We start from the raw sequence: 25,604 nt of genomic DNA, 5'->3' as shown, positions 1-25,604 counted from the left end.
ACCCAACCGTCTCCCCCTCCATCGCCCGCTCCAGCAACACCCCATAATCCGCCTTCGCAATATCCACCGCCCCGAACGTCTTCAGATGCTCGGTGGTGAACTGCGTATCGAGCAGCGTGAACCCGCGTTCCTTCAGCCGCTCCACCAGCGCCACCAGACAGATCTTCGACGCATTGGTGCGCCTCGAAAACATGCTCTCGCCGAAAAACGCCGATCCCAAAGATACCCCGTAAAGCCCGCCGACGAGTTCGTCGCCCTCCCACGCCTCGACGCTGTGCGCATGGCCGAGCCGGTGCAGGGCGCCGTAGAGTTCGCGGATCTGCTGGTTGATCCAGGTGCTCGGGCGGTCGTCCGCCGCTTCGGCGCATTTGGCCACCACCGCGTCGAACATCGTGTCGAAGCGGATTTCGAACGGTTTTTGGCGGATCGCCTTGGCGAGACTTTTGGAAACGTGGAAATCATCCAACGGCAGGATGCCGCGGATATCGGGTTCGACCCAGAACAGTTCGGGGTCGTCGGCCGAATCCGACATCGGGAAAAGCCCGATGGAATAGGCGCGCAGCAGGAGCTCCGGTGTTATCCCTTGGTCCCTGCTGCGCCGCCCAGCCATGTGGTTATGTGGCCGATGTTTCGGCCAGATAGTTTTCCAGCCAGTGGATGTCGTAGTCGCCATTGGCGATGTCCTGGTTGGACACGAGGTCCTGGAACAGCGGCAATGTCGTCTTGATCCCGTCGACGACGAATTCGTCGAGCACGCGGCGAAGCCGCATCATGCATTCGACGCGGGTGCGTCCATGCACGATCAGCTTGCCGATCAGGCTGTCATAGTAAGGCGGGATCTTGTAGCCGGCATAAACGCCACTGTCGACGCGCACGCCGAGGCCACCCGGTGCATGGAAATGCGTGATCGTGCCGGGCGACGGCACGAAGGTGCGCGGATCCTCGGCATTGATGCGGCATTCGATGGCGTGTCCCGAGAAGACGACCTGGTCCTGTGTGACCGAGAGACCGGCGCCGGACGCGACGCGGATCTGCTCATGCACGAGGTCGATGCCGGTGATCGCTTCGGTGATCGGATGCTCGACCTGCAGGCGGGTGTTCATCTCGATGAAGAAGAACTCGCCGTTTTCGTAGAGGAATTCGATCGTGCCGGCGCCCCGGTACTTCATCTTCTTCATCGCATCGGCGCAGATCTGGCCGATATTCATCCGCTGCTCGACATTGAGGGCAGGGGAGTTTGCCTCTTCCCAGACCTTCTGGTGGCGGCGCTGAAGCGAGCAATCGCGTTCGCCGAGATGGATGGCATTGCCAAAACCGTCACCGACCACCTGCACTTCGATATGGCGCGGCTTGCCGAGATACTTTTCCATGTAGACGGCGTCGTTGCCGAAGGCGGCCAGAGCCTCGGAGCGGGCGGTCGAAACGGCCTCTTCCAGCTCTTCTTCGGTCTTGGCCACCTTCATGCCGCGGCCACCGCCGCCGGCGGTCGCCTTGATCAGGACCGGGAAGCCGATCTGCCGGGCGATTTCCAGTGCGTTTTCCGGCAGGACTTCGCCATCCGAACCCGGAACGACCGGAATGCCGAGTTCGACCGCGGTCTTCTTGGCCGTGATCTTGTCACCCATCAGGCGGATGTGTTCCGCGGTCGGTCCGATGAAGGTGATGCCATGGGCGTCGAGGATATCGGCGAACTTGGCGTTTTCCGACAGGAAGCCGTAGCCCGGGTGCACTGCGTCGGCGCCGGTGATTTCGCAAGCCGCGACGATCTGGTGGATGTTGAGATAGCTGTCGCGCGACGGCGGCGGGCCGATGCACACGCTTTCGTCGGCCAGGCGCACATGCATGGCATTGGCGTCAGCGGTGGAATGCACGGCAACGGTGGCGATGCCGAGTTCCTTGCAGGCGCGCAGCACGCGCAGGGCGATTTCGCCGCGATTGGCGATGAGGATCTTTGAAATAGCGGTCATCGGCTTACTCGATGACGACGAGCGGCTCGCCGTATTCTACCGGGCTGCCGTCTTCGATCAGGATTTCGACAACCTTGCCCGAGCGCGGGGCGGGGATCTGGTTCATGGTCTTCATTGCTTCGATGATCAGGAGCGTCTGGCCTTCCTTGACGGTCGCACCCACTTCAATGAAGGCGCGGGCGCCCGGAGCAGGCGAAAGATAGACCGTGCCGACCATCGGTGCAGTCAGGGCCTTGGACAGGTCGCGCGCAGCGGCAACCGGAGCGGCAGCGACCGCCGCCGGTGCGGCTGCAACCGGCTGGGCATAGGCCTGCATCTGCGGCATCATCACCTGTGTGCCGTTGCGCGAAACGCGGATGCGCATGTCATCCTGCTCGACTTCAATCTCGGTCAGATCCGTTTCGTTGAGGATGTTCGCCAGATCACGGATCAGCGCCTGATCGATACCCGATTTCTTCTCAGCCATGGATGATGTCCTGTATTCTTGTTATTGCGTGATGTTTTTCAGCGCCTGCAGCGCCAGGATGTAACTCAGTGGGCCAAAACCGCAGATAACCCCTTTGACGGCGGGCGCTATCATCGATTTGTGGCGGAATTCCTCGCGTGCATGCACGTTCGAGATATGCACTTCGATCACCGGCACCGGGATGGCGCGGATCGCGTCATGCAGGCCGACGGACGTATGCGTATAGGCGCCCGCATTGAAGGCCACACCGGCGGCCTTTTCGCCAGCCTCGTGCAGCCAGTCGATCAGCACGCCTTCATGGTTGGACTGGCGGAAATCCACGTCCAGTCCCATTTCCACACCGGCTGCCTTGCAGTCAGCTTCGATATCGGCGAGCGTTTTCCCGCCATAGATCCCCGGTTCCCGCTTGCCTAGGGCATTCAGGTTGGGGCCGTTCAGAACAAAAATGGTCTTTTTCATCTACAGTTCCGTCGACATTCAACCGCCTCCTATAGACCGCGCGGCCTTGCAGGGAAAGCCCTTTGCCACAATAGCGAAGGACCTTCCCCGGAAAATGCCGGTAGGGTTAAAGGCGGGCGCCGCTTCCGTCGCCGGAAGCCGTCACGCGGTCAGCACGTTGCCTTGCCGCAGGCCCGCACATTGGCGACCTTCGCTTCGAGGGCTTCGGAGCCGACCGCGCCGAAGACGGCTTCGTTCCCGAGGATATAGGACGGAGTTCCGGTAATGCCGAGGCTGGTTGCCAGCTGATAGGCTTCCTGCACCGAAGCGTCGTTCGGGCTGTCCTTCATCTTCGCGCGCAGAGCCTCTTCCGTCAGGCCGAGCCCGACCGCAATCCCGATCGCGCTCTCTTCCGAGGCGCGGCCGTCCGATGTCATCATCGCGTGGAAGAAGTCGGGATATTTCTCCGGCGAAAGCTTGCGCACCGCGTCGGATACCTTGTGGGCCGCAACCGATTCCGGTCCGAGGATCGGGAATTCCTTCAGCACGAAGCGGATGTTCTTGTCCTTCTCCAGCAAAGCGCTCATGTCGTCATGCGCGCGGCGGCAGTAACCGCAATTGTAGTCGAAGAACTCGACCAGCGTCACGTCGCCCTTCGGGTTGCCGATGACCGCGTCGTTCTCGGAAGAAAACAACGCATCCTTGTGGTCGGCGACGGCGGAGGAGGCCTTCTTCAGTCGCGCCTCTTCCTGCTTTTTCTGCAGCGCATCCTGCACGTCCAGCATGATCTCCGGATTTTCGATCAGGTACGTGCGGACGAATTCGCCGATTTCCTTCTTCTGCGTCTCGTCGAGCGCGCTGGCAGGGTTGGGCAGCATGGCCGGAAGGAGAACCAGTGCCGTGGCGGCGATCGTCTTGAAATTCAGAGCCATGTCTTTCCTCGTCTTGAATCTTGCCAGCCGGCAATCGGCCCAGGCGCTATCGGGCGGTGGGCATGGGGTTAACCTAACCCTTGCCTCAGGCAAGCGAAATCGCAAAATCGCTGGCGCTTTGTCCCTCTCGCCATTGTGAAGGCCGCAGCTTTGCGGCAAATGTCAGGCGCATTCTATGACAGGAGCGTCCTTTCCGTGCTTTCCATTTCAAAACGCAGTGCAGTCGAGCCTTTTCATGCCATGGATATCCTCGCGGAGGCGACAAGACGTCGCCAGGCCGGCAAGCCGGTCATCTCCATGGCGGTCGGCCAGCCCGGGCATCCGGCACCCAAGGCCGCTCTGACGGCTGCCCAGGCCGCCTTGGTCGGGGGCCGGATCGGTTATACGGATGCCCTGGGGCTCGGTGCCCTGCGCCAGGGGCTTGCCGATGATTATCGCAACCGTCATGGCATCGATGTCGATGCCGGTCGCATCGTAATCACCACGGGGTCTTCCGCCGGCTTCAACCTTGCCTTCCTGACACTCTTTGATGCCGGCGACGCGGTCGCCATTGCCCGCCCGGGCTATCCCGCCTATCGCAGCATCCTCTCGGCCCTCGGGCTGATTGTCATCGAAGTGCCGGTCAGCGCCGAGACAGGTTATACTCTGACGCCGGAAAGCCTGGAGCGCGCCCAGTCGGCAGCTGGTATCCGCCTGAAAGGCGTTCTGCTGGCAAGCCCCGCCAATCCAACCGGTACAGTGACCTCAGCCGTCCAGCTCAAGGCGGTCTATGACTATTGCGAGGGGCACGACATCGCGCTGATTTCCGACGAGATCTATCATGGCCTGACCTATGGCGCCGAAGAGGCATCCGCCCTCACCATCGGTAACCAGGCTGTGGTGATCAATTCCTTCTCCAAATATTACTGCATGACCGGCTGGCGGATCGGCTGGATGGTGCTACCGGACGAACTTGTCCGTCCGATCGAATGCGTTGCCCAGAGCCTCTACATTTCCGCGCCCGAACTGTCACAGATTGCTGCGATCGCCGCCCTGGGTGCAACCGACGAACTGGAACATTACAAGGACAGCTGCCGCGCCAATCGCGATTTCCTCATGCGTCGCCTGCCGGAACTCGGCCTGCCGCTGCTGTCGCCGATGGATGGCGCATTCTATGCCTATGTCGATGCCAGCCGCTACACCAATGACAGCATGGCCTTTGCAAAACGCATGCTGGCCGAGATCGATGTCGCCACCACGCCGGGCATGGATTTCGATCCTGTCGATGGCCATCTGGCGCTGCGCCTGTCCTATGCAGGCACCATGGCGGAGATGGTCGAGGCAACGGATCGTCTCGCCGGATGGCTTGCTTGATCATTGAGGCAATGAGCGAAAAAGATTCCGCATCAGGGACTTCGGCCCGTTCGCGGAATCAGTTTACCAATGTGTTGAATCATTACCTGAGGGCGACTTGCAGCAAGCCATCCTCGCGGAAAGGAGCAGGCTGTTGTTTCAGCATCTCGTCGCGCGGCCATTGATGTCACCACCGGAAATTCTGACCGAACGCACGCGGATGCGTGCGCATCGTGTCGAGGATTTCCCGGCGATGACTGCGATGTGGGCGGAGGAGGCGGTTGTACGCTTCATTCTCGGCCGGCCATCCGCACCGTCTGAAACCTGGTCGAGACTGCTGCGCTACATTGGTCATTGGCAAGCGCTCGGCTTTGGCTACTGGGCTGTCGAGGATCGCCAGACAGGCGAATATCTCGGCGATACCGGCTTTGCAGATTATCAGCGCGAAATCACTCCGCCGCTCGGCAACGTCCCGGAGGCCGGCTGGGCGCTGGTTTCAAGCGCCCATGGCAAGGGGCTGGCGACCGAAGTCGTCAAGGCGGCTCATGCCTGGGGCGATGCCAATTTCCTCGGCGAACGCACCGTTGCCATCTTCGATCCGTCGCATGAGGGCTCGGTCCGCGTTGCCGAAAAATGCGGCTATGTTCGTAGCCATGACGCAAGTTTCATGGATAAGCCGACGCTGGTCATGCAGCGTTTCCGCCCGGCCTGAGGGATGGAGACAACCTGCCAGCAAGACATGAAAAAGGCCCCGGTTGGGGCCTTTTTCAGTTTCGATAGTCAGCTGCGGCTCAGAAGAAACCGCGCTTCTGCCACCAGCCGCCCTTCTTGGGCTTGGCGGCTTCGCCGTTCTCGTCCGACGTATTCACCGAGGTGACGACGGGCTGTGACGACGTGACATTCGATTCACGATTGGCGCGGGCCGGCTTGCTCTCGTCGGTAACGGCTTCCTCGGCAGCCACGTCGGCAACCGGGGTCTCGGCTGGCGCAGCCATCGGAGCGGCAGCGGGTTCCACAACCTCGGCAACCACAGGCGCCACCACTTCGGCAACAACCGGTTCAGCAACCACGACCGCCGGAGCGGCTTCGGCAACGGCCGGTTCGACTGTCTCTGGAGCAACCTTAGCCTTGCGGGTCCGGCGCGCCTTCGGGGCAGGGGCCGCAGGAGCCTCTTCCGTCGCATCGACAGAAGCCATCGACGGAGAGATCTCGACAACCCGTTCGTCAGCTGCTTCTTCGGCGGTTTCGGTTACGCCGTCGGTCTCTTCGCCGTCGTCGCCGTCTTCGCCATTGTCATCGCTGGCCTCGAGCGAGCCTTCTTCGCCCGGACGGTTGCGACGGCCACCGCGCTTGCCGCGACGGCGGCGCTTGCGCTTCTGGCTGTCGTCGCCGTTGGCGTCGGCATCTGCGGCCACGGCTTCGCTGCCGCCTTCGGCCGCGTCGTCGTCACCCTCGTCGCTGTCGTCCTCGTCACCCTCGTCATCCATGCCGGAAGCCTGGCTGCCGTTGGTTTCGCCATTCTGGCCGTTCTTGCCGCGACGGCGACGACGGCGCTTGCGCTTGCGATTGCCCTGTTCGTCGCCATTGGCCGATGCGTCAGCCTGCGGAGCAACCGTAGCTGCAACCGGTGCTGCCACCAGCTCTTCGTCATCCTCGTCCTCGGGTTCCGGAACGTATTCGTCTTCTTCCGGCTCCGGCAGAAGCGACATCAGGCTTTCGATCTTCACCGGATTTTCGACAGCGTCGCCGCGTTCGATGGTGAAGTGCTGCGAACCGCTGTGGTCGGCATGATCGGCTTCGACGACGATCGAAACGCCGAAGCGCTGTTCGTAATCGACGATCGTGCCGCGCTTCTGGTTCAGCAGGTAGAGCGCTGTTTCCGGCGTGGAATGCACGATGATGTCGTGTGTCGTGCTCTTCAGCAGGAATTCCTCGATGCCGCGCAGGACATGCAGGGCAACCGATGACTGCGAGCGGATCAGACCTGTGCCCTGGCAGTGCGGGCAGACCTGGGTCGTCGATTCCAGTACCGAGGCACGAATGCGCTGGCGCGACATCTCGAGCAGGCCGAAATGCGAGATCCGGCCGACCTGGATACGGGCGCGGTCGTTCTTCAGGCAATCCTTGAGCTTCTTCTCGACGGAGCGGTTGTTCCGCTTTTCTTCCATGTCGATGAAGTCGATGACGATCAGGCCGGCAAGGTCGCGCAGGCGCAACTGGCGGGCGACTTCTTCCGCCGCTTCCAAGTTGGTCTGCAGCGCGGTGTCTTCGATCGAATATTCGCGGGTCGAGCGACCCGAGTTGACGTCGATCGAGACCAGCGCTTCGGTCTGGTTGATGATGATGTAGCCGCCGGACTTCAGTGTCACCTGCGGCTGCAGCATGCGGTCGAGCTGCGCTTCGATGCCCGAGCGCGCAAAGATCGGATGCAGGTCGCGGTAAGGCTGAACCACCTTGGCGTGGCTCGGCATCAGCATCTTCATGAAGTCTTTCGCTTCGCGATAGCCTTCTTCGCCGGACACGACGATCTCGCTGATGTCCTTGTTATACAGGTCACGGATCGAGCGTTTGATCAGCGAGCCTTCTTCATAGACGAGGCAGGGGGCGGTCGATGCGAGCGTCAGCGTGCGGACGTTCTCCCACAGGCGCATCAGATATTCGAAGTCGCGCTTGATCTCGACCTTGGTGCGGTTGGCACCGGCGGTGCGCAGGATCACGCCCATGCCCTGCGGCACTTCGAGACCGCGTGCGATTTCCTTCAGGCGCTTGCGGTCAGCCGGATTGGTGATCTTGCGCGAAATGCCGCCACCGCGTGCCGTGTTCGGCATCAGGACCGAATAACGGCCGGCCAGCGACAGATAGGTGGTCAGAGCCGCACCCTTGTTGCCGCGCTCTTCCTTGGCAACCTGAACCAGCAGGATCTGCCGGCGCTTGATCACTTCCTGAATGCGGTAAAGCTTGCGCGGCTTGCGCTGAATGCGGTCCGGAACCTCTTCCATCGCATCTTCGGCGCCGACGGATTCGATCTCTTCCTTTTCTTCGATGTGATCGTCGTCATCATCATCATCATCACCGTCGTCATCGCGGCCGCGGCGACGTCCGGCTTCTTCGGAGATTTCGTCCATTTCGACCATGGCGGCGATCGTGCCGCCCGAGGCGTCATCATCACCGGCGGTGTCGTCGGATGCTGCGGCCTCTTCGCCGGCGGCAGCCTTCTTGGCGCGCGGCTTGCGAACACGCTTCGGCTTTGCCTTCGGCGCCTCTTCGGCAACCTCGGCTTCTGCTTCAACGGCTACGACTTCAGTTTCGGTAACGGTTTCGACAGCCTCGAAATTGGCGTCGGTCGCAGCAAGGGCTTCGTTGGAGGGAATACCGATGTCGGGCTGATCCTGATATGCCGGATCAGCGCTCACAGGCTGATCCATAGGTTCGTCGCCTTCGACGTCATTTTCCTTGCGATGCTCTTCGGCTTCGGCACGAAGCAGAGCCTGTCGATCCGCAAGCGGGATCTGGTAATAATCGGGGTGGATTTCGGCGAATGCCAGGAAGCCGTGGCGGTTGCCACCGTAATCGACAAAGGCGGCCTGCAGCGAAGGTTCGACCCGCGTTACTTTTGCCAGATAGATATTGCCGCGAATTTGTTTCTTGTGCTGGGATTCGAAATCGAATTCTTCAATGCGGTTACCGCGTACGACGACAACCCGCGTCTCTTCTTCGTGAGACGCGTCGATAAGCATTTTGTCTGCCATTTAAGCTGTGCTCCTCGGCGCCCTCGGTCGGTGGCCCATCCGCGCGCTGAACTGGGAAGCGGCTGGAACCAAGCGGACTGTGCGCCGGATATGAATGTGGACGCACGGAGGACCGGGTTTGCAACATCCGAACGGGCATCGGGTGATCTGTCGATCCCGGTCCGTTCGTGGTCATGTCAACCTGTTGCAAAAACATCAAAAACCGTACGTCAACGACAATGATATGGACCCCTCGGGGTCCGATGGATGCTCATTCAAGAGCTTTTGGTGGGGAGCCACCGATGTTTGCCGGATATGCCGGCGTTGTTAAACCAGTTTCAGGAAAAAATGCGGAGACGGCAGATGAACGTCCGGCTAAACAGGCGCCAATTCCATTGTCAGAGGTTGGCAGCCGTGGCGGAATTTCTATCCCGTTTGCACTTTTTCCCTCACGTGACTTGTATGTTTTCTGTGTCACAATAGCAAGAGCAAACGAATTTATGCCATAATGGCAGTCAATTAGATCAATTCGCTCGTGTGCCGCGATTCCCGATCGAAAGTGGCCTTTTATTCGTATTTTCTGTCGTGAATTCATTCTGAATGGAGTGTTGCGGGTGGTCGTTAGCGTAAAAAGAGGCGGTCGCGCTTCTGTGACGGGTGTCACTTTCGGCGGCAGCCAACCTGGGGAACAGGCTTGATTTTAGCATTTGTGCAATCGGCAGCGGAGAATGCCTCGCGTTTCGGACGAATCGCGGGCGTCGTCTTGATGTTTGGCGCAGCATTCGGGGCAGGGGGGCAAACTGCAGGCGCAGTGTCCGCGCAGGCGTCCACACTGATGGTCGCCTATGCTGCCCGTGTTGCCGGCGACGATGCCCGCACCCGTGTCGTGCTTGATTTCGACACGCGACCCACATTCGAGGCCCGGTATATCGCCAATCCAGATCGCATTGTTGTCGATTTGCCGGCGACCGCCTTTGCGTTTGCCGAAAGTGACTTGAAGGCAACAGGCCTGTTTCGTGACATCCGCTATGGCTCCATGGACGCAAGTTCCGCGCGCCTTGTGCTCACCGCCCAGCGTCCCGCCAAGCTGGTTTCGGCCGAAGTCCTCGCCAATGAGGATGGCAAGGGGTTTCGCCTTGTGCTTGATGCCGAGCTGATCCCGCAGCAGGATTTCGACCGGCTGGTCAAGGAGCAGGCCTGGGATGCGCAGACTGAGGCGACGGCCGTCGCGGCGGATGAGGTCGCGGCCATAGGTGCGCCTCAGGACGAATATGTCATTGCCATCGATGCCGGCCATGGCGGGATCGATGCCGGTGCGGCAGGTGCGACGACAAAGACGCCGGAAAAGGACATCACGCTGGCTTTTGCGCGGATCCTGCTGGAAAAACTGCAGAAAGAACCGGGCATCCACGCCGTGATGACGCGCGACGGCGATCAGTTCCTGTCTCTGTCCCAGCGGGTCGTGCTGGCCCGTCAGAAGGGCGCGAACCTGTTGATCTCGCTGCATGCGGACACCCTGCGCCAGGGCGATATCCGTGGCGCGACCGTCTACACGATCTCCGACAAGGCATCCGACCATATGGCGGCACAACTGGCCGAGCGTGAGAACTTCTCCGATGCCATCGGAGGCGTCGCGCATTCCGACGAGCCGTCCGAAGTCACCGATATCCTGCTCGATCTCACCCGTCGCGAAACGCAGGCTTTTTCGATCTCCATGGCCCAGGCGGTTGTCGGCTCTTTTGAAGGGCAGATCGGCCTGATCAACAATCCGCACCGTTATGCCGGCTTCCGCGTGCTTCAGGCCCATGATGTGCCCTCGATCCTGCTGGAACTCGGTTTCCTGTCCAACAACGAAGACGAGAAACTGCTGCTCGATCCGGTCTGGCGCGACAAGGTTGCAGGTCTGATGGTCGAGGCGATCCGGCGCTACCGCGCGCCCGTTCTGGCCAATGGCGGATGAGGGTGCGGCTGTGGACGGCGGTGCAGGCCATGACAAAGTCTGGCTAACGGCCCTATTTTCCTCACATTCCCGCCGTTACTCGAAATCGAATACGCGCGACCGGATTGATCTGCGAATCGTCCGGCCCGTGCAGGAGCCTCGCATGTCTTGCCAAGCATCGCTCGACGTGCAAAACGCCACGGGGTGTGCGAAGCTTTTCGCGGCGCGCTGAACCCGAAGCAAAAGCCGGTAGCGAAAACATGATCAGACTGATTGGATATCTCTTCGGATTGGCATCCGTGCTGGCCCTTATTGTGGCCGGGGGCGTTGCCATCTATCTGAACGGGATGACCAAGGACCTTCCCAACTACGAGGTTCTGGCAAGCTACGCGCCGCCGGTGACGACACGCATTCATGCCGGCAATGGCGCCCTGATGGCGGAATACGCGCGCGAACGCCGTCTCTTCCTGCCGATCCAGGCGATCCCCGACCGCGTCAAGGCAGCCTTCCTGTCGGCCGAAGACAAGAATTTCTACAATCATCCCGGTGTCGATATCTATGGTCTCGGTCGCGCCATTCTTGTCAACCTGCAGAATTTCGGGTCCGGCCGCCGTCCGGTCGGCGCGTCGACGATCACCCAGCAGGTCGCCAAGAACTTCCTGCTCTCGTCCGACCAGACGATGGACCGCAAGATCAAGGAAGCCATTCTTTCCTTCCGCATCGAGCAGGCCTATTCGAAGGACAAGATCCTCGAACTCTATCTCAACGAGATCTTCTTCGGCCTGAATGCCTATGGCATCGCCGGCGCCGCGCTCACCTATTTCGACAAGTCGGTCACCGAACTGACAATTGCCGAGACGGCCTATCTGGCAGCCTTGCCCAAGGGGCCGAACAATTATCATCCCTTCCGCCGCGCAGATGCCGCCATCGAGCGCCGCAACTGGGTGGTCGACCGCATGGTCGAAAACGGTTTCGTGACCCGCGAAGAAGGTGACGAGGCGAAGAAGCAGCCGCTCGGCGTCAATCTGCGTCGCTCCGGTTCCTCGCTGTTCGCCTCCGACTACTTCTCCGAGGAAGTGCGCCGCCAGATCATCGAACGGTTCGGTGACAAGTCGCTTTATGAAGGTGGCCTGTCGATCCGCACCTCGCTCGACCCGGAAATGCAGATCCAGGCGCGCAGGGCCTTGCAGTCGGCGCTTCTGACCTACGACCAGCGTCGTGGTTTCCGCGGTCCGATCAAGCAGATCCCGGTCGAGGGCGACTGGGGTGTGCCGCTGGCAGACGTTGCAGGTCTTGCCGACGTTCCGGAATGGAAGATCGCGATCGTGCTGGATTCATCGACAGATGGCGTCGACATCGGCCTGCAGCCCGCCAAGGAAGGCGGCGGCAAGGTCGTCGCCGAGCGCGCCCGCGGTCGCATCGAACCGGAGGACATGGAATGGGCCTATCGCTCGGCCTCGGCGGACCGCAAGTCGGCAAAGTCGCCGCAGGGTGTGTTGTCGGTCGGCGACGTCGTCTATGTCGAGCCGGTTGCCGGCGAGAGCAATCGCTATCGCCTGCGCCAGCCGCCCAAGGTCCAGGGCGGCCTGGTCGCCATGGATCCGCACACGGGCCGTGTTCTGGCCCTTGTCGGCGGCTTCTCCTATGCCCAGTCCGAGTTCAACCGCGCCACCCAGGCGATGCGCCAGCCCGGCTCCTCCTTCAAGCCCTTCGTCTACGCGGCAGCTCTCGATACCGGCTACACGCCGGCCTCGGTCATCCTCGATGCGCCGATCGAATTTGTCTCCGGTGGCCAGGTCTGGCGCCCGCAGAACTACGGCGGCGGTTCCGCCGGTCCGCAGACGCTGCGCATGGGCATTGAAAAATCGCGTAACCTGATGACCGTGCGCCTTGCCAATGACATGGGCATGAACCTGGTGGCGGAATATGCCGAACGCTTCGGCGTCTATGACAAGATGAACCCGGTTCTGGCCATGTCGCTCGGTTCCGGTGAAACCACCGTTCTGCGCATGGTCTCTGCCTATGCCGTGTTCGCCAATGGCGGTAAGCAGATCAAGCCGACGCTGATCGACCGTATCCAGGACCGCCACGGCAAGACGATCTTCCGCCACGAGGATCGCATCTGCGAGGGCTGCAATGCTGATAGCTTCGGCGGCCAGCAGGAACCCAATATCGTCGATAACCGCGAGCAGGTTCTCGATCCGATGACCGCCTACCAGATCACCTCGATGCTGGAAGGCGTCGTCACCCGCGGCACGGCCGCCGGCAAGATCAAGCTCGACCGTCCGGTCGCTGGCAAGACCGGCACATCGAACGACGAAAAGGACGCCTGGTTCGTCGGTTACACGCCGGACCTCGTGGCCGGTGTGTTCATCGGCTTCGACACGCCGGCGCCGCTCGGCCGTGGTTCGACCGGTGGATCGCTCGCGGCACCGGTGTTCAATGATTTCATGCAGGGCGCCGTCGCCGGCAAGCCTGCGGGCAAGTTCTTGGTGCCCGAAGGCATGAGTGTTGTCGCTGTCAATCGCACCACCGGCATGTTTGCCTTGGAAGGCGAGCCGGATACGATCATGGAGGCCTTCAAGCCCGGAACCGGGCCGGCTGACACGCTGTCGGTCATCGGCATGGACGGTTACGCGCCGCCGGAGGAAATTCTGAAAGCGTCGCCCCAGGCAAACCAGGCCGTGACGTCGGGTTCCGGCGGCCTGTTCTGACCCATTGACCCTGGATGCTTGCGCCCGGCCCTTTACAGAAAGGCCGGGCGCAACTATTCGAGGGCCACGTTTTTTTAACCGCTCCCCATCGGACCCGTTTTCCTTCGAGGTTGAGAACCAGACTTATGCGTAATGAAATCGAGAATGTAGTCGACGAAATCAAGCAGGCCATAAGCCTGCTGAGGAGGCATCTTTGACTGGGATCAGGCGGTAAGACGACTGGACTGGTTGAACAACAAGGCCGAAGACCCGAACCTGTGGAATGACGCCCAGGAAGCCCAGAAGCTGATGCGCGAGCGCCAGCAGCTGGATGACAGCATTTCCGGCGTCAAGCGTCTCGAACAGCAGATGTTGGATAATATCGAGCTGATCGAGATGGGCGAGGAAGAGGGCGATGAAAGCATCGTCAAGGATGCCGAGGAGCAGCTGAAGCTGCTCAAGGTCGAAGCGGCCCGCCGCCAGGTCGAAGCCATGCTGTCGGGCGAAGCCGACAGCAACGACACCTATATCGAAGTGCATTCCGGCGCAGGTGGTACCGAGTCGCAGGACTGGGCCAACATGCTGCTGCGCATGTATATCCGCTGGGCCGAAAAACAGGGCTTCAAGGTCGAGGTTCTCGAAGTGCATGACGGCGAAGAAGCCGGCATCAAGTCGGCGACCGTGCATATCAAGGGCCACAACGCCTATGGCTGGATGAAGACCGAATCGGGCGTGCATCGTCTTGTGCGCATCTCGCCCTACGATTCGAACGCCCGCCGCCATACCTCGTTCTCGAGCGTCTGGGTCTATCCGGTCGTCGATGATTCGATCCAGATCGACATCAACGAAAGCGACTGCCGTATCGACACCTATCGTTCGTCCGGCGCCGGCGGCCAGCACGTCAACACCACCGACTCGGCCGTGCGTATCACGCATATCCCGACCGGCATCGTCGTGCAGTGCCAGCAGGAACGGTCGCAGCACAAGAACAAGGCCAAGGCCTGGGATATGCTGCGTGCCCGCATGTACGAAGCCGAGCTGAAGAAGCGCGAAGATGCCGCCAATGCCGAAGCCGCCTCGAAGACGGATATCGGCTGGGGACACCAGATCCGCTCCTACGTCCTGCAGCCCTACCAGCTGGTCAAGGACCTGCGCACCGGCGTTGAAAGCACGGATCCGGACTATGTCCTGAACGGTGGCCTGAACGAGTTCATGGAAGCAGCACTTGCCCACCGCATCAGCGGCAAGGCGGATGCCGTCTCCGATATCGACTGATCGGATTGACTGAAAGGTCACCGGGTCAAACAAAAGAGCGGCGGGGCCTTCACCACGCCGCTCTTTTTTGTGCTTCTTCGGAATACTAAGGCGTTTCGCTAATTGCTTTAGGAGTTGTCGCCGGCTTCGGCCTTTCCCGCAGCGTCAATGTCGCAAGCACCAGCACCGCCGTGGCGCAGGCCGCCACCGTGGCAACCATCGGCAGGGCTGTTCCGTCGGCAAAGATGCTGGCTATCCCGATCACGCTGGATGCCGTGACGAATTGCAGTGTGCCCATCAGGGCAGAGGCCGTGCCGGCAATCTTGCCGTGGCCGTCGAGCGCCAGGACCGCCGAGGTCGGAATGACCATGCCGAGGAAACCATAGGCGACAAACAGCAGGGCACACATCAGCGGCAGGCTGCCGAGACCAAGCTGGAACAGGGCAAACAGGGTCAGCGAGGCCAGAGCGAAGCCGGTCACCGCCGTGCGGATCAGTCGCTTGAGGCCAAACTGCCGCGACAGTCGGCCGTTCATCTGCGAGGCGCCGATGAACGAGATCGCGTTCATCGAGAAGACGACGCTGTAGAGTCTGGGCGACAGGCCGTAGTGGTCGATCAGCACGAAGGACGAGTTCGCGACATAGATCATGTAGCTCGACATGCCGAAGGAGGCGATGAACACCAGCCCGAGATAGTGCGGGTCGCGCAGCAGCGTGCCGTAGCTGACAATCGCGCTTTTGAAGCTGCTCTGGCTGCGTGCCTCGGCGTTGCGTGTTTCCGGCAAGAGCGTCGCCACCAGCACGATGCCGAGGCCGGCCGCCAGGACCATCACCCAGAAGATCGCTCGCCAGCTACCGACGGTGGTCACAAGGCTGCCGGCAAGCGGGGCGAGGATCGGCGAGACGCTGAACACCAGCATCAGCCGCGACATCAGGTGTGCAGCCGCAACACCGGTCAGAAGGTCGCGCACGATCGCCCGACACAGAACGGCACCGGCGCAGGCACCGACACCCTGCAGGGCGCGAAACGCAACCAGCCACTCGATGCTCGGCGCAAGCGCGCAGCCGACACCGGCGAGAGCAAACAGTGCCAGCCCGAAATAGAGTGGCTTCTTGCGGCCGATCATGTCGGACACGGGTCCATAGATCAGCTGCGACAGGCCCATGGCGACGAAGAAGGAAATCAGGCTGGCCTGCACGGCGCTGTCGTCGGCATTCAGCGCGTTGCCGATTTCCGGCAGCGATGGCAGATACATGTCGATGGCAAAGAGGCCGACCGCGGTCAGGAGACCGAGCACGATCGGCAGCGAAGCAGTTGTTTTGTCAGACATCAGGAAATAGCCTTTGCGTCACCCGGTCAGGGAGCGTCGGGGGAGGATCATAAACGGAAAGGGGTATGGTGTTGAGCAGGACGTAGCGCCGTCCGTGAATATGTTGGGGCGCTATGTAAAAAATATTGGACACAATTGTCCAATCTGTCAAGCACCTCTATGGTAAGCCATGGATACAAGAACGCATGCCCCGAATCTGTCGGCACTGGAAACTGGACCACGCACCAAGCGCGATGCCATCATCGATGCGGCCGCCGCTATTTTTTCCGAAAGCGGCTACCAGGGCGCCAGCATCGACGCGATCGCTGTGCGTGCCGATGTGTCCCGCCAGACGGTCTACAATCAGATTGGTGACAAGGAGAAAGTCTTCAAGGCCGTGGTCGCAGAAGTGACACAGCGCTCCAGTGCCGGTTTTTTCTCGGTGCTGGAGACTTTTCCAGACCAGCCGACCAATCTCGAGGATGATCTCGTCGGTTTTGCCGGACGCCTGCTGCGCGTTGCCGTCTGCGAGCCGAATGGTCGCTGGCTTTTGCGCCTGTTATCGCTGGAAGGTGTTCGCCATCCGGAATTGTTCACTTCATGGCGCGAATACGGGCCGGGCCGCAAGCATCCCGCGATGGCCGCCCGCTTTGCCCAACTGGCCCATGCCGGCTATCTCGATGTTGATGATCCATCGCTTGCCGCCCGCCAGTTCATGGCGCTGATCATGTCGGATGTGCGTGCCGACCTGCAATTGGGCATTCCGATCCCGGAGGCCGAACTGGACGGCCTGGCGCGCAATGCGGTCAGGACTTTTCTGCGCGCCTTTGCCCGACGCTGATAGTCCACGCTGATGACCCTATCCGGCCTATCGAATCGGATCCGGTGTTGCGATCAGTTGCTGGCGCGTTCGACGCGGATATCGCCGAGGTCATCGATCAGGACGGTCCATTCCTCGGCTCTGTCGGCCTGCGGGCTGGTCTTCAGGTAGACGGTAGCCATGAAGCCCGGTTCCTCGCCGACGCCGGTCATGCTCTCCGGCATGATGCCGGTTACATAGGGACGAATAGCGGTGAATTCTTCCAGTTCGACGCTCTGCACCAGCCGCGGACCGGCCTCGTCAGCAGCAATCGTCTGCAGGTAGATCTTCGCCGTCCGGTCCGGTTGGCGGATCGCCACCAGCTTGTAATAGCCGCGCGCGCCGTCAGCATCCGACGCGTTGTCTGCGGTTGCCTCCGCCCCGGCAACCGCTGCACCCTCTGGCCCGGTAATCCAGAAACCGCCGCTGACCACGAAGGTCGCCGTCACAGGCAATTGGCCGATCTCGTCGGCCCGCACGGCTACCGTCATCGACACTGACAGTAACAGCGCAAGCAGGCAGCTTTGGACGAGCACAGAGATTTTCATACGACCACCATAAATCGACACCATCAATTGGCAAACTGTTCGGCGAGAATCCTGTCCGACCACGAACGGTCTGGATCCGACAGGATATGCGCCGTCGTGTCCTCCGATTGCTCCACCTCCACCCTGAGCACAGATTTGACCTCGGAATGATCTGCCACCGCATTCACCGGCCGCTTTTCCGGCTCAAGCACCTCCAGAACAACCTTTGCCCTGTTCGGCAGGAGCGCACCACGCCAGCGCCGGGGACGAAAGGCGCTGACCGGCGTCAGCGCTAGCAGCGGCGCCTCCAGCGGCAATATTGGTCCATGCGCCGAAAGATTATAGGCCGTCGAGCCGACCGGCGTCGCCACCATCAGCCCGTCGCAGATCAGTTCCTCCAACCGCACCTGGCCGTCGATCACGACGCGAAGCTTGGCCGCCTGGTAGGATTGCCGAAACAGCGACACTTCGTTGATCGCCAGCGCATACGAAATCGAGCCGTCGGCATTGCTGGTGGTCATCTGCAGCGGGTGGAAATCATTCTCGACCGCCTGCGCAATGCGCTCGTCCAGCCGGTCGGTGGAAAAATCATTCATCAGGAAGCCGACGGAACCGCGGTTCATCCCGTAGATCATCTTGCCGCTGTTCATCGTGTCATGCAGCGTCTGCAGCATGAAGCCGTCGCCGCCAAGCGCCACGATGACATCTGCCTCGGTTGGGGCGACATGGCCGTAGAGCCGAATCAGTTCATCGCGCGAAGCCTGCGCTTCGTCCGTGTTGGAGGCGATAAACGACAGTGACCGGAACGATCGAGACATGGCAGACCCTTTTGAACAGGCGCAAGTGGTACATGACAAACCGTTGGAACCACAAGCCGTTTGCTCCGCCAAACAGTTCTCCCGACTGGCTTTTAGCCCTCGGGCGCCAATCGCGCCCGCTAACCATTTCTTCTAACCATCCTGCAATTTTTTGCTTTACGGCCAATCATTTTGCCCTTAAAGACGGCGCCACTGCCCTTGTAGCTCAGTTGGTAGAGCACCTGATTTGTAATCAGGGGGTCACGAGTTCGAACCTTGTCGGGGGCACCACTTTTTCTCTTCAGTTTGGCTGGGTATTTTGGCATTTGCGCTTATGCGGCGTGGCCGAAATTCCATTGGCCGGCTTGGCGGCGCATAGCTGCAGACGGCCGGGAGCTGAAGCCCACGTCAACGTCATCTCCGCTGAAATACCGCCGGTCGATAGCCGTCTTGTGCAATCGGCTCTAGCCAGCGATGTTCTTGTGTATCCTGCCATCCTTGACGATGATGACGAAATTCTGCGCGGGATCCTCGATCAGCCCGATATTGGCCAGCGGATCACCATCGACCAGCAACAGATCCGCCAGCGCGCCTTCCTCCACCACACCGAGCTTGCCTTCGTAAGGGCTGCGCAATCCTGACAATGCCAGTATCTGGCCATTGTCCGCTGTGGCCATCTTGAGAATTTCGGCCGGTTTGTACCAGCGGGCCAGCTTGGCCATTTGCGCATTCTGGCGTTTGGCCAGCTTGGCGTCGAAAAGCGTGTCGCTGCCCCAGCCGGTCTTGATCTTGTGTTTCTTCGCCAGTGCATAGGCATTGTCCGTGCCGCTGAACATTTCGATCTGCTTTTTCCGATTGGCGGAGCCTTCCGGAAACGGCGTTGCATCCTGATCGTCGAGAAAGGGCTGCAGGCACCACCAGATGCCCTTCTCAGCCATCATCGCGACAGTTGTGTCATCGAGCAGATTGCCATGTTCGATGCATCGCACCCCGGCATTGATCGCCTGCTGCACCGCTTTCGGTGTATAGGCATGCACCGTGGCATAGGTCCCCCAGTTCTCGGCGGCGATGACGCCCGCCTGCATTTCTTCCAGGGTGAACTGGGTCACATCGAGCGGGTCATAGAAGGATGACACGCCGCCGCCGGCCATGAGCTTGATCTGTGATGCACCCAGCGCCAGTTGTTCGCGCGTTCGCTTGCGGACGACGCCCGGATCATCGGCAATGGCCGCGGCGCCCACCTTTTCACTGTAGGAAAAGTCGCCGGGTTGCGCGGGCAGTTCGTTGGGCATGCGGAAGTCGCCGTGCCCGCCGGTCTGCGAGATGAATGCACCCGACGGCCATATGCGTGGCCCTGCCGCCAAGCCTGCGTCAATACCACGCTTCAGGCCGAATGCGGGGCCGCCCATGTCGCGGATCGAGGTAAAGCCACGCATCAATGTGTCATTGGCTTCCTTGACGGCGGCAACATTGATGAAGCCGATATCGGAGGTCAGCACGGCCGCCTGCGGTACCGAGGCAAACATGATGTGGGTGTGTGCATCGATCAGGCCCGGCATCAGCGTCCGGCCATCACCGGCAATCCGGGTAAGCGAGATATCGGCAGGGGCAGCGATTGGCGCGGCCGAGATCGATTTGATCGTATTCCCGACAACCAGGACGTTGGACGGTTCCGACAAATTTTCGGACACACCGTCGAAAATACGGACATTTTCAAACAGGATGCCCGCGGCTCCACCCGTCTGGGCTTCGGCGGTGGTGGAAATGCCCGATAGCCCAGCGGCAGCAAAAAGCGCGCCAGCGCCGAGGAAAAAGCCGCGCCTCGACAGATCCGCATTCATCCTTATCGTCAGCGCATTCAGACTTGGATCGCAACACTTGCAGGTCTCGGGTTCGATCAGCGTTCCATATTTACGTCCAAAGCGTACTGGCATGTCGACACCCCTATGGACCGTGAACTACTCCGGTTTCCCGGCATGATATCAATATTGTTTTTGTCTTCAATCCAATAAATGACGGAGTGTATTTGCGTCTGTCTTTTGATTGTTGTCAAAAAATAAAATTATATTTTCATCTTTATTATTGTTGTCCGTTGCGATTGATTTTCTCGAATTAGTGTTCAGGATCGGGACCGATGTAATGCAGGTCGCCCGCGGTGACCTGTACTGGCCGCGGTTTCATCGGGAGGTTAGGCTTGTGTTCAGGTGTATCGCCAATTTGTCTCGTGCTCTTGCCTGCGTTGCCGCCCTGCTGTTGCTCGGGGCGCCAATCAAAGCACAGGAGGTCAAAGCACAGGAGGCAACAGCACAGGAGGCCACGCTCAACACAGCCGGCGATGCCGCCAAAGCCTCGGCTCTGCCCGGAGACTGGAAGCTGATCGTCAGTCCTTATGTCTGGGCTTTGTCGCTGGACGGCGACGCGTCGCTGGCGGGGTTCGATACGCATGTCGATGTGCCGTTCTCCGAGACACTGAAACACCTCGATCTGGCGATCATGGGCAATGTCGAAGTCACCAATGGGCAGTTTGGCTTCTACTTCGACGGCCAGTATGCGGAGACGAGCCAGGAAGAAGAACTGTTCTCGAATGAGCTGGCTGTCGGCATAACCACGACGACGCTGGCGGTCGGCGCATTCTACCGCGCCTACGAGCACGAACTTGGCGGGCGCACGGTGTTCGATAAACCTCGCGTTTTTGCCCTGGAGCCGACGGTCGGCCTGCGCTGGACAAAACTAGAAGCAACCGTGCAGGCCCTGGGCTTGTCGGCGACCAAGCAGGCGACCTGGACCGATCCATTTGTCGGCGTCCGATTGACCGCCGATCTTGATGAACGCTGGAACCTGTGGGCGGAGGCCGACATTGGCGGTTTCGATATAGGTTCGAAGATCGCCTACAGCGCCCAGGCATTTTTAGGCTATCGCACCTTCGTCCTCGATCATCCGACGGTGTTGCGCCTCGGCTACCGGGTAACCTCGCAGGATTTCGAAACGGAGGATTTCACCGGCGACACGTTCAAGTGGGATGTGACCCAGCACGGCCCCCTGATCGGCTTTTCCATGCAGTTTTAAAGCAAACTGCTGACTGTCGCCAAGGTGACGCTTTCGTGGATCGAAAGATCAGGCGTAGCCGATGAATTCTGGTGCAATCTGGCGATTGGCGCCGTAGTCGCGGGCAAAGGCTTTCTGGCTGCGTCCCTGGACCTGCAGCTCGATGACGGCCGGGCGGGCCACGCCATCGGCATATGTTCCCGTGTCGGGACTGGCCGTTGCGACAGCGCGTTCGGCGATGCGGAGTGAGGTGAGCAATGCCAGCATGATGTTTCCTCCAGGGTCTCGCAGAAACGACGACGTGCCGCACTCGGTTCCCTGTCTACGACGCATTCCGTTGACCAATAGTTAACCATAAATCTTTGAATGAATTTTGACAGGATGCGGCAACTGGGATGGTGTCGGGTCTGGCATCGCTCGCCGACGCTGGCACGGGCAAAGCCTCCGCAACACGTCGCCGCCGCATGATCCCTTGACAATTGTCATATACGCCTGGCGAACCGGCATGCTAGAGCCCGGCTTTCTCGTACAGGAGCAAGGCTGATGGAAGTCCGTGATTCAAATGGAACGGTTCTCAATGAGGGCGACAGCGTCACCCTGGTCAAGGATCTCAAGGTCAAGGGCACGTCCGAGACGCTAAAGCGCGGCACGATGATCAAGGGCATTCACCTGACCGATAATGAAGATGAAGTCGAATGCCGCCATGCCAAGATCAAGGGCCTGGTGCTGCGCACCGAGTTTCTCAAGAAGGCCTGATTATCAAGAGGGCCTGTTTCTCCATCAAGATCTTGCGAGAGACGTGACGCAGGGGCGATGTCTTGCAATAGACAATCGTCAAAATTGCGTGCGTAATGGAGCGGCGGTAATCTTGGCACGGAGCTTCATGATGATCTTCGGTATGACGCCTTTCACGTTTTTTCACGTTCTTCTCAGTTTGATCGGCATCGCGGCGGGTTTCGTCGCGCTGCAGGGCTGGCTGAGGTCCGAACTGCGCTCCGGATGGACAGCGCTTTTCCTCGCCACCACGATTGCAACGGTGGTGACCGGCTTTCTCTTTCCCTACACAGTGTTCACGCCGGCCATCGGCGTTGGCATCATCACCGCAGTGTTTCTGATCGTCGCCGTCTATGCCCTCTATCGCGGGCATCTGTCGGGCCACTGGCGGCCGGCTTTTGTCATCTGTTCGGTGGTCTCGCTCTATCTGAACACCTTCGTTCTGGTGGTGCAGGCCTTCCTCAAGGTGCCGACGCTGAACGCTCTGGCGCCGAACGGCTCGGAGCCGCCGTTTGCCATCGCCCAAGGCCTGGTGCTGGTTGCTTTTCTCGGTCTCGGCTATCTGGCGACGGTCCGCTTCCGTCCCGGATTGGCGGCAGGTTTGCGGTCGCGGTTCTGATCGTCCGCTGCGAGGCGCACCGCCTTCTGGATGATTTAGGTCGGGCAGGGCGTTTGGCGCCCGCTTCCGGTTCGCCATGACCGGTGCTTCAATGGGATGAATACCGCGGGGATGAATACCGCGCTCGCCGGCGAACGCGATTTCGTATCCGCCGCCTCGACGGAATGACTGTCGCGATGGAGCAGCGTTCCGTCGAGAACGGCGAAGACGACAATCATTTCGCCAGATGCTGGCGCGTGGCATAAAGCGCGATCGCTGCCGCATTGGAGACGTTCAGCGACTTGATCGCGCCCGGCATGTCGAGACGTGCCAGCGCAGACACGGTATCGCGCGTCTTCTGCCGCAGGCCCTTGCCTTCGGCGCCGAGCACCAGCGCGATCTTGTCGCCCGTCAGCGTGCTCTCCATCGGTTGCGGGCCGTCCGAATCAAGCCCGATGGAGAAGAAGCCCAGCTTGTGCAGTTCGGCCAGCGCATCCGACAGGTTGGTGATCTGGATATAAGGGATCATTTCCAGTGCGCCCGAGGCCGATTTGGCCAGCACGCCCGATTCGGTCGGGCTGTGGCGCATGGTGGTGATCACCGCACCGGCGCCGAAGGCTACCGCCGAACGCATGATCGCGCCGACATTGTGCGGGTCGGTCACCTGGTCGAGCACCAGAAGCAGCGGGCTTTCCTTCAGCGCTTCAAGCCGGCGCACGGGCAGGGGGCGGGTCTCGAGCATCACGCCCTGGTGTGTGGCTTCTGGACCGAGGATCTTGTCGAGATCCTGCGGGGTAACGATCTCGACCGGGAAGCCGAGGGCGGCCACCGATTCGATTTCGAGCCGGACCAGCGCATTCTGCGTCGCCGAGAGCTTGATCAGCTTGCGCTCGGGATTGTCCAGCGCTGCACGCACCGTATGCAGGCCGTAGAGATGCACCTGGTCGGGCGCCACCGGCGGCGGTGTCCAGTCGGCATTGCTCTTGCGTCGCTTCTGCGGCTGCGGGGTTGGAATTTCGCCACGCTCGCGCTTTGCATCGCGCACCTGGCGGCGCAGCGTAGCATAGTGAGTGTCGCGGGAGGATTTGTCGTCGGGAGTGTCTTTTGCCATGCAGCCTTATAACGCTCGGATGCATCTGGGGATAGACCCGACGCGAAAACCGCGCATTTCTGGGGCTCCGAAATTTTTCGGAATTTTTCCTATGTCATTGTGTTGACATCAGGGAATTGGGCAGTCATATACCCGCCGCAGACCGAGGGGGCGCCGCTCCACCGGTCTGGAATGAAAAGCTTGGTCGCTTTGATCCGGACGAAAAACTGGAGAGATGCCCGAGTGGTTAAAGGGGACGGACTGTAAATCCGTTGGCTCAGCCTACGTTGGTTCAAATCCAACTCTCTCCACCATTCGTCCTCGGATCACACACTGCGGGTATAGCTCAATGGTAGAGCAGCAGCCTTCCAAGCTGAATACACGGGTTCGATTCCCGTTACCCGCTCCAAGTTTTCTACGCAGCAGCTTGAAATAAAACGATTTTATCCATTCGCTTTCCGTTACGGAAAACATGGTTTCGTTTTTCGCTGAGCGCCCCGATCTGGCGGTTTTTTGCCCCCATCCGCAGCGAGCATTTAACGCTTGCGCAATCCTCTCGAAAGCCTTAAACGGCGGGACCAAACCGGTTCGCCCGGGGAAACCCCTTTTCGTTCATAGGAAGCATTCAAATGGCAAAGAGTAAGTTTGAACGCAACAAGCCGCACGTTAACATCGGCACGATCGGCCACGTTGACCACGGCAAGACGTCTCTGACGGCTGCGATCACCAAGTATTTCGGTGAATACAAGGCCTACGATCAGATCGACGCCGCTCCGGAAGAAAAGGCCCGTGGCATCACCATCTCGACGGCACACGTCGAGTATGAGACGCCGGCTCGCCACTACGCCCACGTTGACTGCCCCGGCCACGCCGACTACGTCAAGAACATGATCACCGGTGCGGCCCAGATGGACGGCGCGATCCTGGTTTGCTCGGCTGCCGACGGCCCGATGCCGCAGACCCGCGAGCACATCCTGCTCGCCCGTCAGGTTGGCGTTCCGGCGATCGTTGTGTTCCTCAACAAGGTTGACCAGGTCGACGACGAAGAACTGCTGGAACTGGTCGAACTGGAAGTGCGCGAACTTCTGTCGTCCTACGACTTCCCGGGCGACGACATTCCGTTCGTCAAGGGTTCGGCTCTGGCCGCTCTGAACGACAGCAACAAGACGATCGGCGAAGACGCCGTGCGCGCGCTGATGGCTGCTGTTGACGCCTACATCCCGACGCCTGAGCGTCCGATCGACCTGCCGTTCCTGATGCCGATCGAAGACGTGTTCTCGATCTCGGGTCGTGGTACGGTTGTGACCGGCCGCGTCGAGCGTGGCATCGTCAAGGTTGGTGAAGAAGTCGAGTTCGTCGGCATCCGCGCCACCAAGAAGACGACGGTTACCGGCGTTGAAATGTTCCGCAAGCTGCTCGATCAGGGCCAGGCTGGCGACAACATCGGTGCCCTGGTTCGTGGTATCCAGCGCGACGACGTCGAGCGTGGCCAGATCCTGTGCAAGCCGGGTTCGGTCAAGCCGCACAAGAAGTTCATGGCAGAAGCCTACATCCTGACCAAGGAAGAAGGCGGCCGTCATACACCGTTCTTCACCAACTACCGTCCGCAGTTCTACTTCCGCACCACCGACGTGACCGGCATCGTGTCGCTTCCGGAAGGCACGGAAATGGTTATGCCTGGCGACAACGTCACGGTTCAGGTTGAGCTGATCGTTCCGATCGCGATGGAAGAAAAGCTGCGCTTCGCGATCCGCGAAGGCGGCCGCACCGTCGGCGCCGGCATCGTTGCCTCGATCATCGAGTAATCGATTGACCCAATGAATGAAGAGCCTCGCCGGCAACGGCGGGGCTTTTTT

23 protein-coding genes and 3 tRNA genes are annotated in these 25,604 nt (G+C 60.2%); 14 read left to right on the top strand and 12 right to left on the bottom strand.

Annotation, left to right across the window (positions count from 1 at the left end):
* From aat to GVK95_RS16610, 5 genes are all read right to left on the bottom strand, one after another.
* Window positions 1-610 (bottom strand): leucyl/phenylalanyl-tRNA--protein transferase (gene aat / locus GVK95_RS16630; protein WP_159951594.1); only part of this gene is annotated, 610 nt, incomplete at its 3' end.
* Window positions 611-614: 4 nt separating this feature from the next.
* Window positions 615-1,967, bottom strand: coding sequence for an acetyl-CoA carboxylase biotin carboxylase subunit (accC, locus tag GVK95_RS16625; protein WP_159951561.1), 1,353 nt, complete (start codon window positions 1,965-1,967; stop codon window positions 615-617).
* Window positions 1,968-1,971: 4 nt separating this feature from the next.
* On the bottom strand, window positions 1,972-2,433 hold the full coding sequence (gene accB / locus GVK95_RS16620; protein WP_159951559.1) for an acetyl-CoA carboxylase biotin carboxyl carrier protein: 462 nt from the start codon (window positions 2,431-2,433) through the stop codon (window positions 1,972-1,974).
* Between the two features lie 21 nt (window positions 2,434-2,454).
* Complete coding sequence (aroQ, locus tag GVK95_RS16615; protein WP_159951557.1) at window positions 2,455-2,892, bottom strand: type II 3-dehydroquinate dehydratase; 438 nt, start codon at window positions 2,890-2,892, stop codon at window positions 2,455-2,457.
* 149 nt (window positions 2,893-3,041) lie between these two features.
* Window positions 3,042-3,803 carry a DsbA family protein gene (locus tag GVK95_RS16610; protein WP_159951555.1) on the bottom strand — a complete coding sequence of 254 codons (762 nt, stop codon included), beginning with the start codon at window positions 3,801-3,803 and terminating at the stop codon, window positions 3,042-3,044.
* 195 nt (window positions 3,804-3,998) lie between these two features.
* Here GVK95_RS16610 and GVK95_RS16605 point away from each other — a divergent pair, with 195 nt between their 5' ends.
* Both GVK95_RS16605 and GVK95_RS16600 read left to right on the top strand, forming a co-directional pair.
* The gene (locus GVK95_RS16605; RefSeq protein ID WP_159951553.1) at window positions 3,999-5,156 is read left to right on the top strand and encodes an aminotransferase class I/II-fold pyridoxal phosphate-dependent enzyme; all 1,158 of its coding nucleotides are present in this window, start codon (window positions 3,999-4,001) and stop codon (window positions 5,154-5,156) included.
* Window positions 5,157-5,289: 133 nt separating this feature from the next.
* Window positions 5,290-5,847: a GNAT family N-acetyltransferase gene (locus tag GVK95_RS16600; protein WP_244618790.1), complete on the top strand. Its 558-nt coding sequence runs from the start codon at window positions 5,290-5,292 to the stop codon at window positions 5,845-5,847.
* Between the two features lie 79 nt (window positions 5,848-5,926).
* Here GVK95_RS16600 and GVK95_RS16595 read toward each other — a convergent pair whose 3' ends face one another.
* Window positions 5,927-8,884 (bottom strand): ribonuclease E/G, encoded by a 2,958-nt coding sequence (locus GVK95_RS16595; RefSeq protein ID WP_159951551.1) that lies wholly within the window; start codon window positions 8,882-8,884, stop codon window positions 5,927-5,929.
* Between the two features lie 281 nt (window positions 8,885-9,165).
* On the opposite strand from GVK95_RS16595, the gene GVK95_RS16590 reads away from it, so the two are divergent.
* From GVK95_RS16590 to prfB, 4 genes are all read left to right on the top strand, one after another.
* On the top strand, window positions 9,166-9,372 hold the full coding sequence (locus tag GVK95_RS16590) for a hypothetical protein (RefSeq protein WP_159951549.1): 207 nt from the start codon (window positions 9,166-9,168) through the stop codon (window positions 9,370-9,372).
* 326 nt (window positions 9,373-9,698) lie between these two features.
* Complete coding sequence (locus tag GVK95_RS16585; protein ID WP_244618789.1) at window positions 9,699-10,823, top strand: N-acetylmuramoyl-L-alanine amidase; 1,125 nt, start codon at window positions 9,699-9,701, stop codon at window positions 10,821-10,823.
* A gap of 239 nt (window positions 10,824-11,062) precedes the next feature.
* Complete coding sequence (locus GVK95_RS16580) at window positions 11,063-13,516, top strand: penicillin-binding protein 1A (RefSeq protein WP_159951545.1); 2,454 nt, start codon at window positions 11,063-11,065, stop codon at window positions 13,514-13,516.
* Window positions 13,517-13,641: 125 nt separating this feature from the next.
* Window positions 13,642-14,770, top strand: a protein-coding gene (gene prfB, locus GVK95_RS16575) for a peptide chain release factor 2 (RefSeq protein ID WP_159951543.1) whose coding sequence is annotated in 2 segments (ribosomal slippage) — window positions 13,642-13,710 and window positions 13,712-14,770 — 1,128 coding nt in all. Because the reading frame shifts where the segments join, the coding sequence is not laid out codon by codon here.
* Window positions 14,771-14,855: 85 nt separating this feature from the next.
* On the opposite strand, the gene GVK95_RS16570 is transcribed toward prfB, so the two are convergent.
* The gene (locus tag GVK95_RS16570) at window positions 14,856-16,079 is read right to left on the bottom strand and encodes a multidrug effflux MFS transporter (RefSeq protein WP_159951541.1); all 1,224 of its coding nucleotides are present in this window, start codon (window positions 16,077-16,079) and stop codon (window positions 14,856-14,858) included.
* A 169-nt stretch (window positions 16,080-16,248) separates the two neighbouring features.
* Here GVK95_RS16570 and GVK95_RS16565 point away from each other — a divergent pair, with 169 nt between their 5' ends.
* Window positions 16,249-16,899, top strand: coding sequence for a TetR/AcrR family transcriptional regulator (locus GVK95_RS16565; RefSeq protein WP_159951539.1), 651 nt, complete (start codon window positions 16,249-16,251; stop codon window positions 16,897-16,899).
* Window positions 16,900-16,952: 53 nt separating this feature from the next.
* On the opposite strand, the gene GVK95_RS16560 is transcribed toward GVK95_RS16565, so the two are convergent.
* Window positions 16,953-17,465 carry a hypothetical protein gene (locus GVK95_RS16560; protein ID WP_244618788.1) on the bottom strand — a complete coding sequence of 171 codons (513 nt, stop codon included), beginning with the start codon at window positions 17,463-17,465 and terminating at the stop codon, window positions 16,953-16,955.
* 23 nt (window positions 17,466-17,488) lie between these two features.
* Window positions 17,489-18,262: an NAD kinase gene (locus tag GVK95_RS16555; RefSeq protein WP_159951535.1), complete on the bottom strand. Its 774-nt coding sequence runs from the start codon at window positions 18,260-18,262 to the stop codon at window positions 17,489-17,491.
* A gap of 194 nt (window positions 18,263-18,456) precedes the next feature.
* On the opposite strand from GVK95_RS16555, the gene GVK95_RS16550 reads away from it, so the two are divergent.
* Window positions 18,457-18,532: transfer RNA gene (locus tag GVK95_RS16550), tRNA-Thr, on the top strand.
* A 173-nt stretch (window positions 18,533-18,705) separates the two neighbouring features.
* On the opposite strand, the gene GVK95_RS16545 is transcribed toward GVK95_RS16550, so the two are convergent.
* Window positions 18,706-20,175 (bottom strand): amidohydrolase family protein, encoded by a 1,470-nt coding sequence (locus tag GVK95_RS16545; RefSeq protein WP_159951533.1) that lies wholly within the window; start codon window positions 20,173-20,175, stop codon window positions 18,706-18,708.
* Window positions 20,176-20,284: 109 nt separating this feature from the next.
* On the opposite strand from GVK95_RS16545, the gene GVK95_RS16540 reads away from it, so the two are divergent.
* Window positions 20,285-21,307, top strand: coding sequence for a hypothetical protein (locus tag GVK95_RS16540; protein WP_244618787.1), 1,023 nt, complete (start codon window positions 20,285-20,287; stop codon window positions 21,305-21,307).
* 48 nt (window positions 21,308-21,355) lie between these two features.
* On the opposite strand, the gene GVK95_RS16535 is transcribed toward GVK95_RS16540, so the two are convergent.
* A complete protein-coding gene (locus GVK95_RS16535; protein WP_159951531.1) occupies window positions 21,356-21,553 on the bottom strand; it encodes a hypothetical protein in 198 nt (65 codons plus the stop codon).
* A 276-nt stretch (window positions 21,554-21,829) separates the two neighbouring features.
* Here GVK95_RS16535 and GVK95_RS16530 point away from each other — a divergent pair, with 276 nt between their 5' ends.
* Window positions 21,830-22,042 carry an alkylphosphonate utilization protein gene (locus tag GVK95_RS16530; protein ID WP_159951529.1) on the top strand — a complete coding sequence of 71 codons (213 nt, stop codon included), beginning with the start codon at window positions 21,830-21,832 and terminating at the stop codon, window positions 22,040-22,042.
* Window positions 22,043-22,172: 130 nt separating this feature from the next.
* The gene (locus GVK95_RS16525; RefSeq protein ID WP_159951527.1) at window positions 22,173-22,679 is read left to right on the top strand and encodes a hypothetical protein; all 507 of its coding nucleotides are present in this window, start codon (window positions 22,173-22,175) and stop codon (window positions 22,677-22,679) included.
* A gap of 214 nt (window positions 22,680-22,893) precedes the next feature.
* On the opposite strand, the gene rlmB is transcribed toward GVK95_RS16525, so the two are convergent.
* Entirely contained in the window at window positions 22,894-23,769 is an 876-nt protein-coding gene (gene rlmB, locus GVK95_RS16520; protein WP_159951525.1) for a 23S rRNA (guanosine(2251)-2'-O)-methyltransferase RlmB, read from the bottom strand.
* 208 nt (window positions 23,770-23,977) lie between these two features.
* On the opposite strand from rlmB, the gene GVK95_RS16515 reads away from it, so the two are divergent.
* The 3 genes from GVK95_RS16515 to tuf all read left to right on the top strand — a co-directional run bounded on the left by GVK95_RS16515 (window position 23,978) and on the right by tuf (window position 25,553).
* Window positions 23,978-24,062 (top strand) — tRNA-Tyr (locus tag GVK95_RS16515).
* Between the two features lie 21 nt (window positions 24,063-24,083).
* Window positions 24,084-24,157: transfer RNA gene (locus GVK95_RS16510), tRNA-Gly, on the top strand.
* Window positions 24,158-24,377: 220 nt separating this feature from the next.
* Window positions 24,378-25,553 (top strand): elongation factor Tu, encoded by a 1,176-nt coding sequence (gene tuf, locus GVK95_RS16505; RefSeq protein ID WP_159951523.1) that lies wholly within the window; start codon window positions 24,378-24,380, stop codon window positions 25,551-25,553.
* Window positions 25,554-25,604 lie beyond the last annotated feature (51 nt).

This window comes from Rhizobium sp. 18065 (assembly GCF_902706095.1).
Classification (GTDB): Bacteria; Pseudomonadota; Alphaproteobacteria; order Rhizobiales; family Rhizobiaceae; genus Allorhizobium.
Note: the sequence above shows the minus strand (reverse complement) of the source record. Positions and strands in the feature narration are given on the sequence as shown.

Coding starts and splice junctions, on each gene's coding strand:
- accC (WP_159951561.1), bottom strand. CDS start 1,967: ATGACCGCTATTTCAAAGATCCTCATCGCCAATCGCGGCGAAATCGCC.
- accB (WP_159951559.1), bottom strand. CDS start 2,433: ATGGCTGAGAAGAAATCGGGTATCGATCAGGCGCTGATCCGTGATCTG.
- aroQ (WP_159951557.1), bottom strand. CDS start 2,892: ATGAAAAAGACCATTTTTGTTCTGAACGGCCCCAACCTGAATGCCCTA.
- GVK95_RS16610 (WP_159951555.1), bottom strand. CDS start 3,803: ATGGCTCTGAATTTCAAGACGATCGCCGCCACGGCACTGGTTCTCCTT.
- GVK95_RS16595 (WP_159951551.1), bottom strand. CDS start 8,884: ATGGCAGACAAAATGCTTATCGACGCGTCTCACGAAGAAGAGACGCGG.
- GVK95_RS16590 (WP_159951549.1), top strand. CDS start 9,166: ATGTTTGCCGGATATGCCGGCGTTGTTAAACCAGTTTCAGGAAAAAAT.
- GVK95_RS16585 (WP_244618789.1), top strand. CDS start 9,699: ATGGTCGCCTATGCTGCCCGTGTTGCCGGCGACGATGCCCGCACCCGT.
- GVK95_RS16580 (WP_159951545.1), top strand. CDS start 11,063: ATGATCAGACTGATTGGATATCTCTTCGGATTGGCATCCGTGCTGGCC.
- GVK95_RS16570 (WP_159951541.1), bottom strand. CDS start 16,079: ATGTCTGACAAAACAACTGCTTCGCTGCCGATCGTGCTCGGTCTCCTG.
- GVK95_RS16565 (WP_159951539.1), top strand. CDS start 16,249: ATGGATACAAGAACGCATGCCCCGAATCTGTCGGCACTGGAAACTGGA.
- GVK95_RS16560 (WP_244618788.1), bottom strand. CDS start 17,465: ATGAAAATCTCTGTGCTCGTCCAAAGCTGCCTGCTTGCGCTGTTACTG.
- GVK95_RS16555 (WP_159951535.1), bottom strand. CDS start 18,262: ATGTCTCGATCGTTCCGGTCACTGTCGTTTATCGCCTCCAACACGGAC.
- GVK95_RS16545 (WP_159951533.1), bottom strand. CDS start 20,175: ATGCCAGTACGCTTTGGACGTAAATATGGAACGCTGATCGAACCCGAG.
- GVK95_RS16535 (WP_159951531.1), bottom strand. CDS start 21,553: ATGCTGGCATTGCTCACCTCACTCCGCATCGCCGAACGCGCTGTCGCA.
- GVK95_RS16530 (WP_159951529.1), top strand. CDS start 21,830: ATGGAAGTCCGTGATTCAAATGGAACGGTTCTCAATGAGGGCGACAGC.
- GVK95_RS16525 (WP_159951527.1), top strand. CDS start 22,173: ATGATCTTCGGTATGACGCCTTTCACGTTTTTTCACGTTCTTCTCAGT.
- rlmB (WP_159951525.1), bottom strand. CDS start 23,769: ATGGCAAAAGACACTCCCGACGACAAATCCTCCCGCGACACTCACTAT.
- tuf (WP_159951523.1), top strand. CDS start 24,378: ATGGCAAAGAGTAAGTTTGAACGCAACAAGCCGCACGTTAACATCGGC.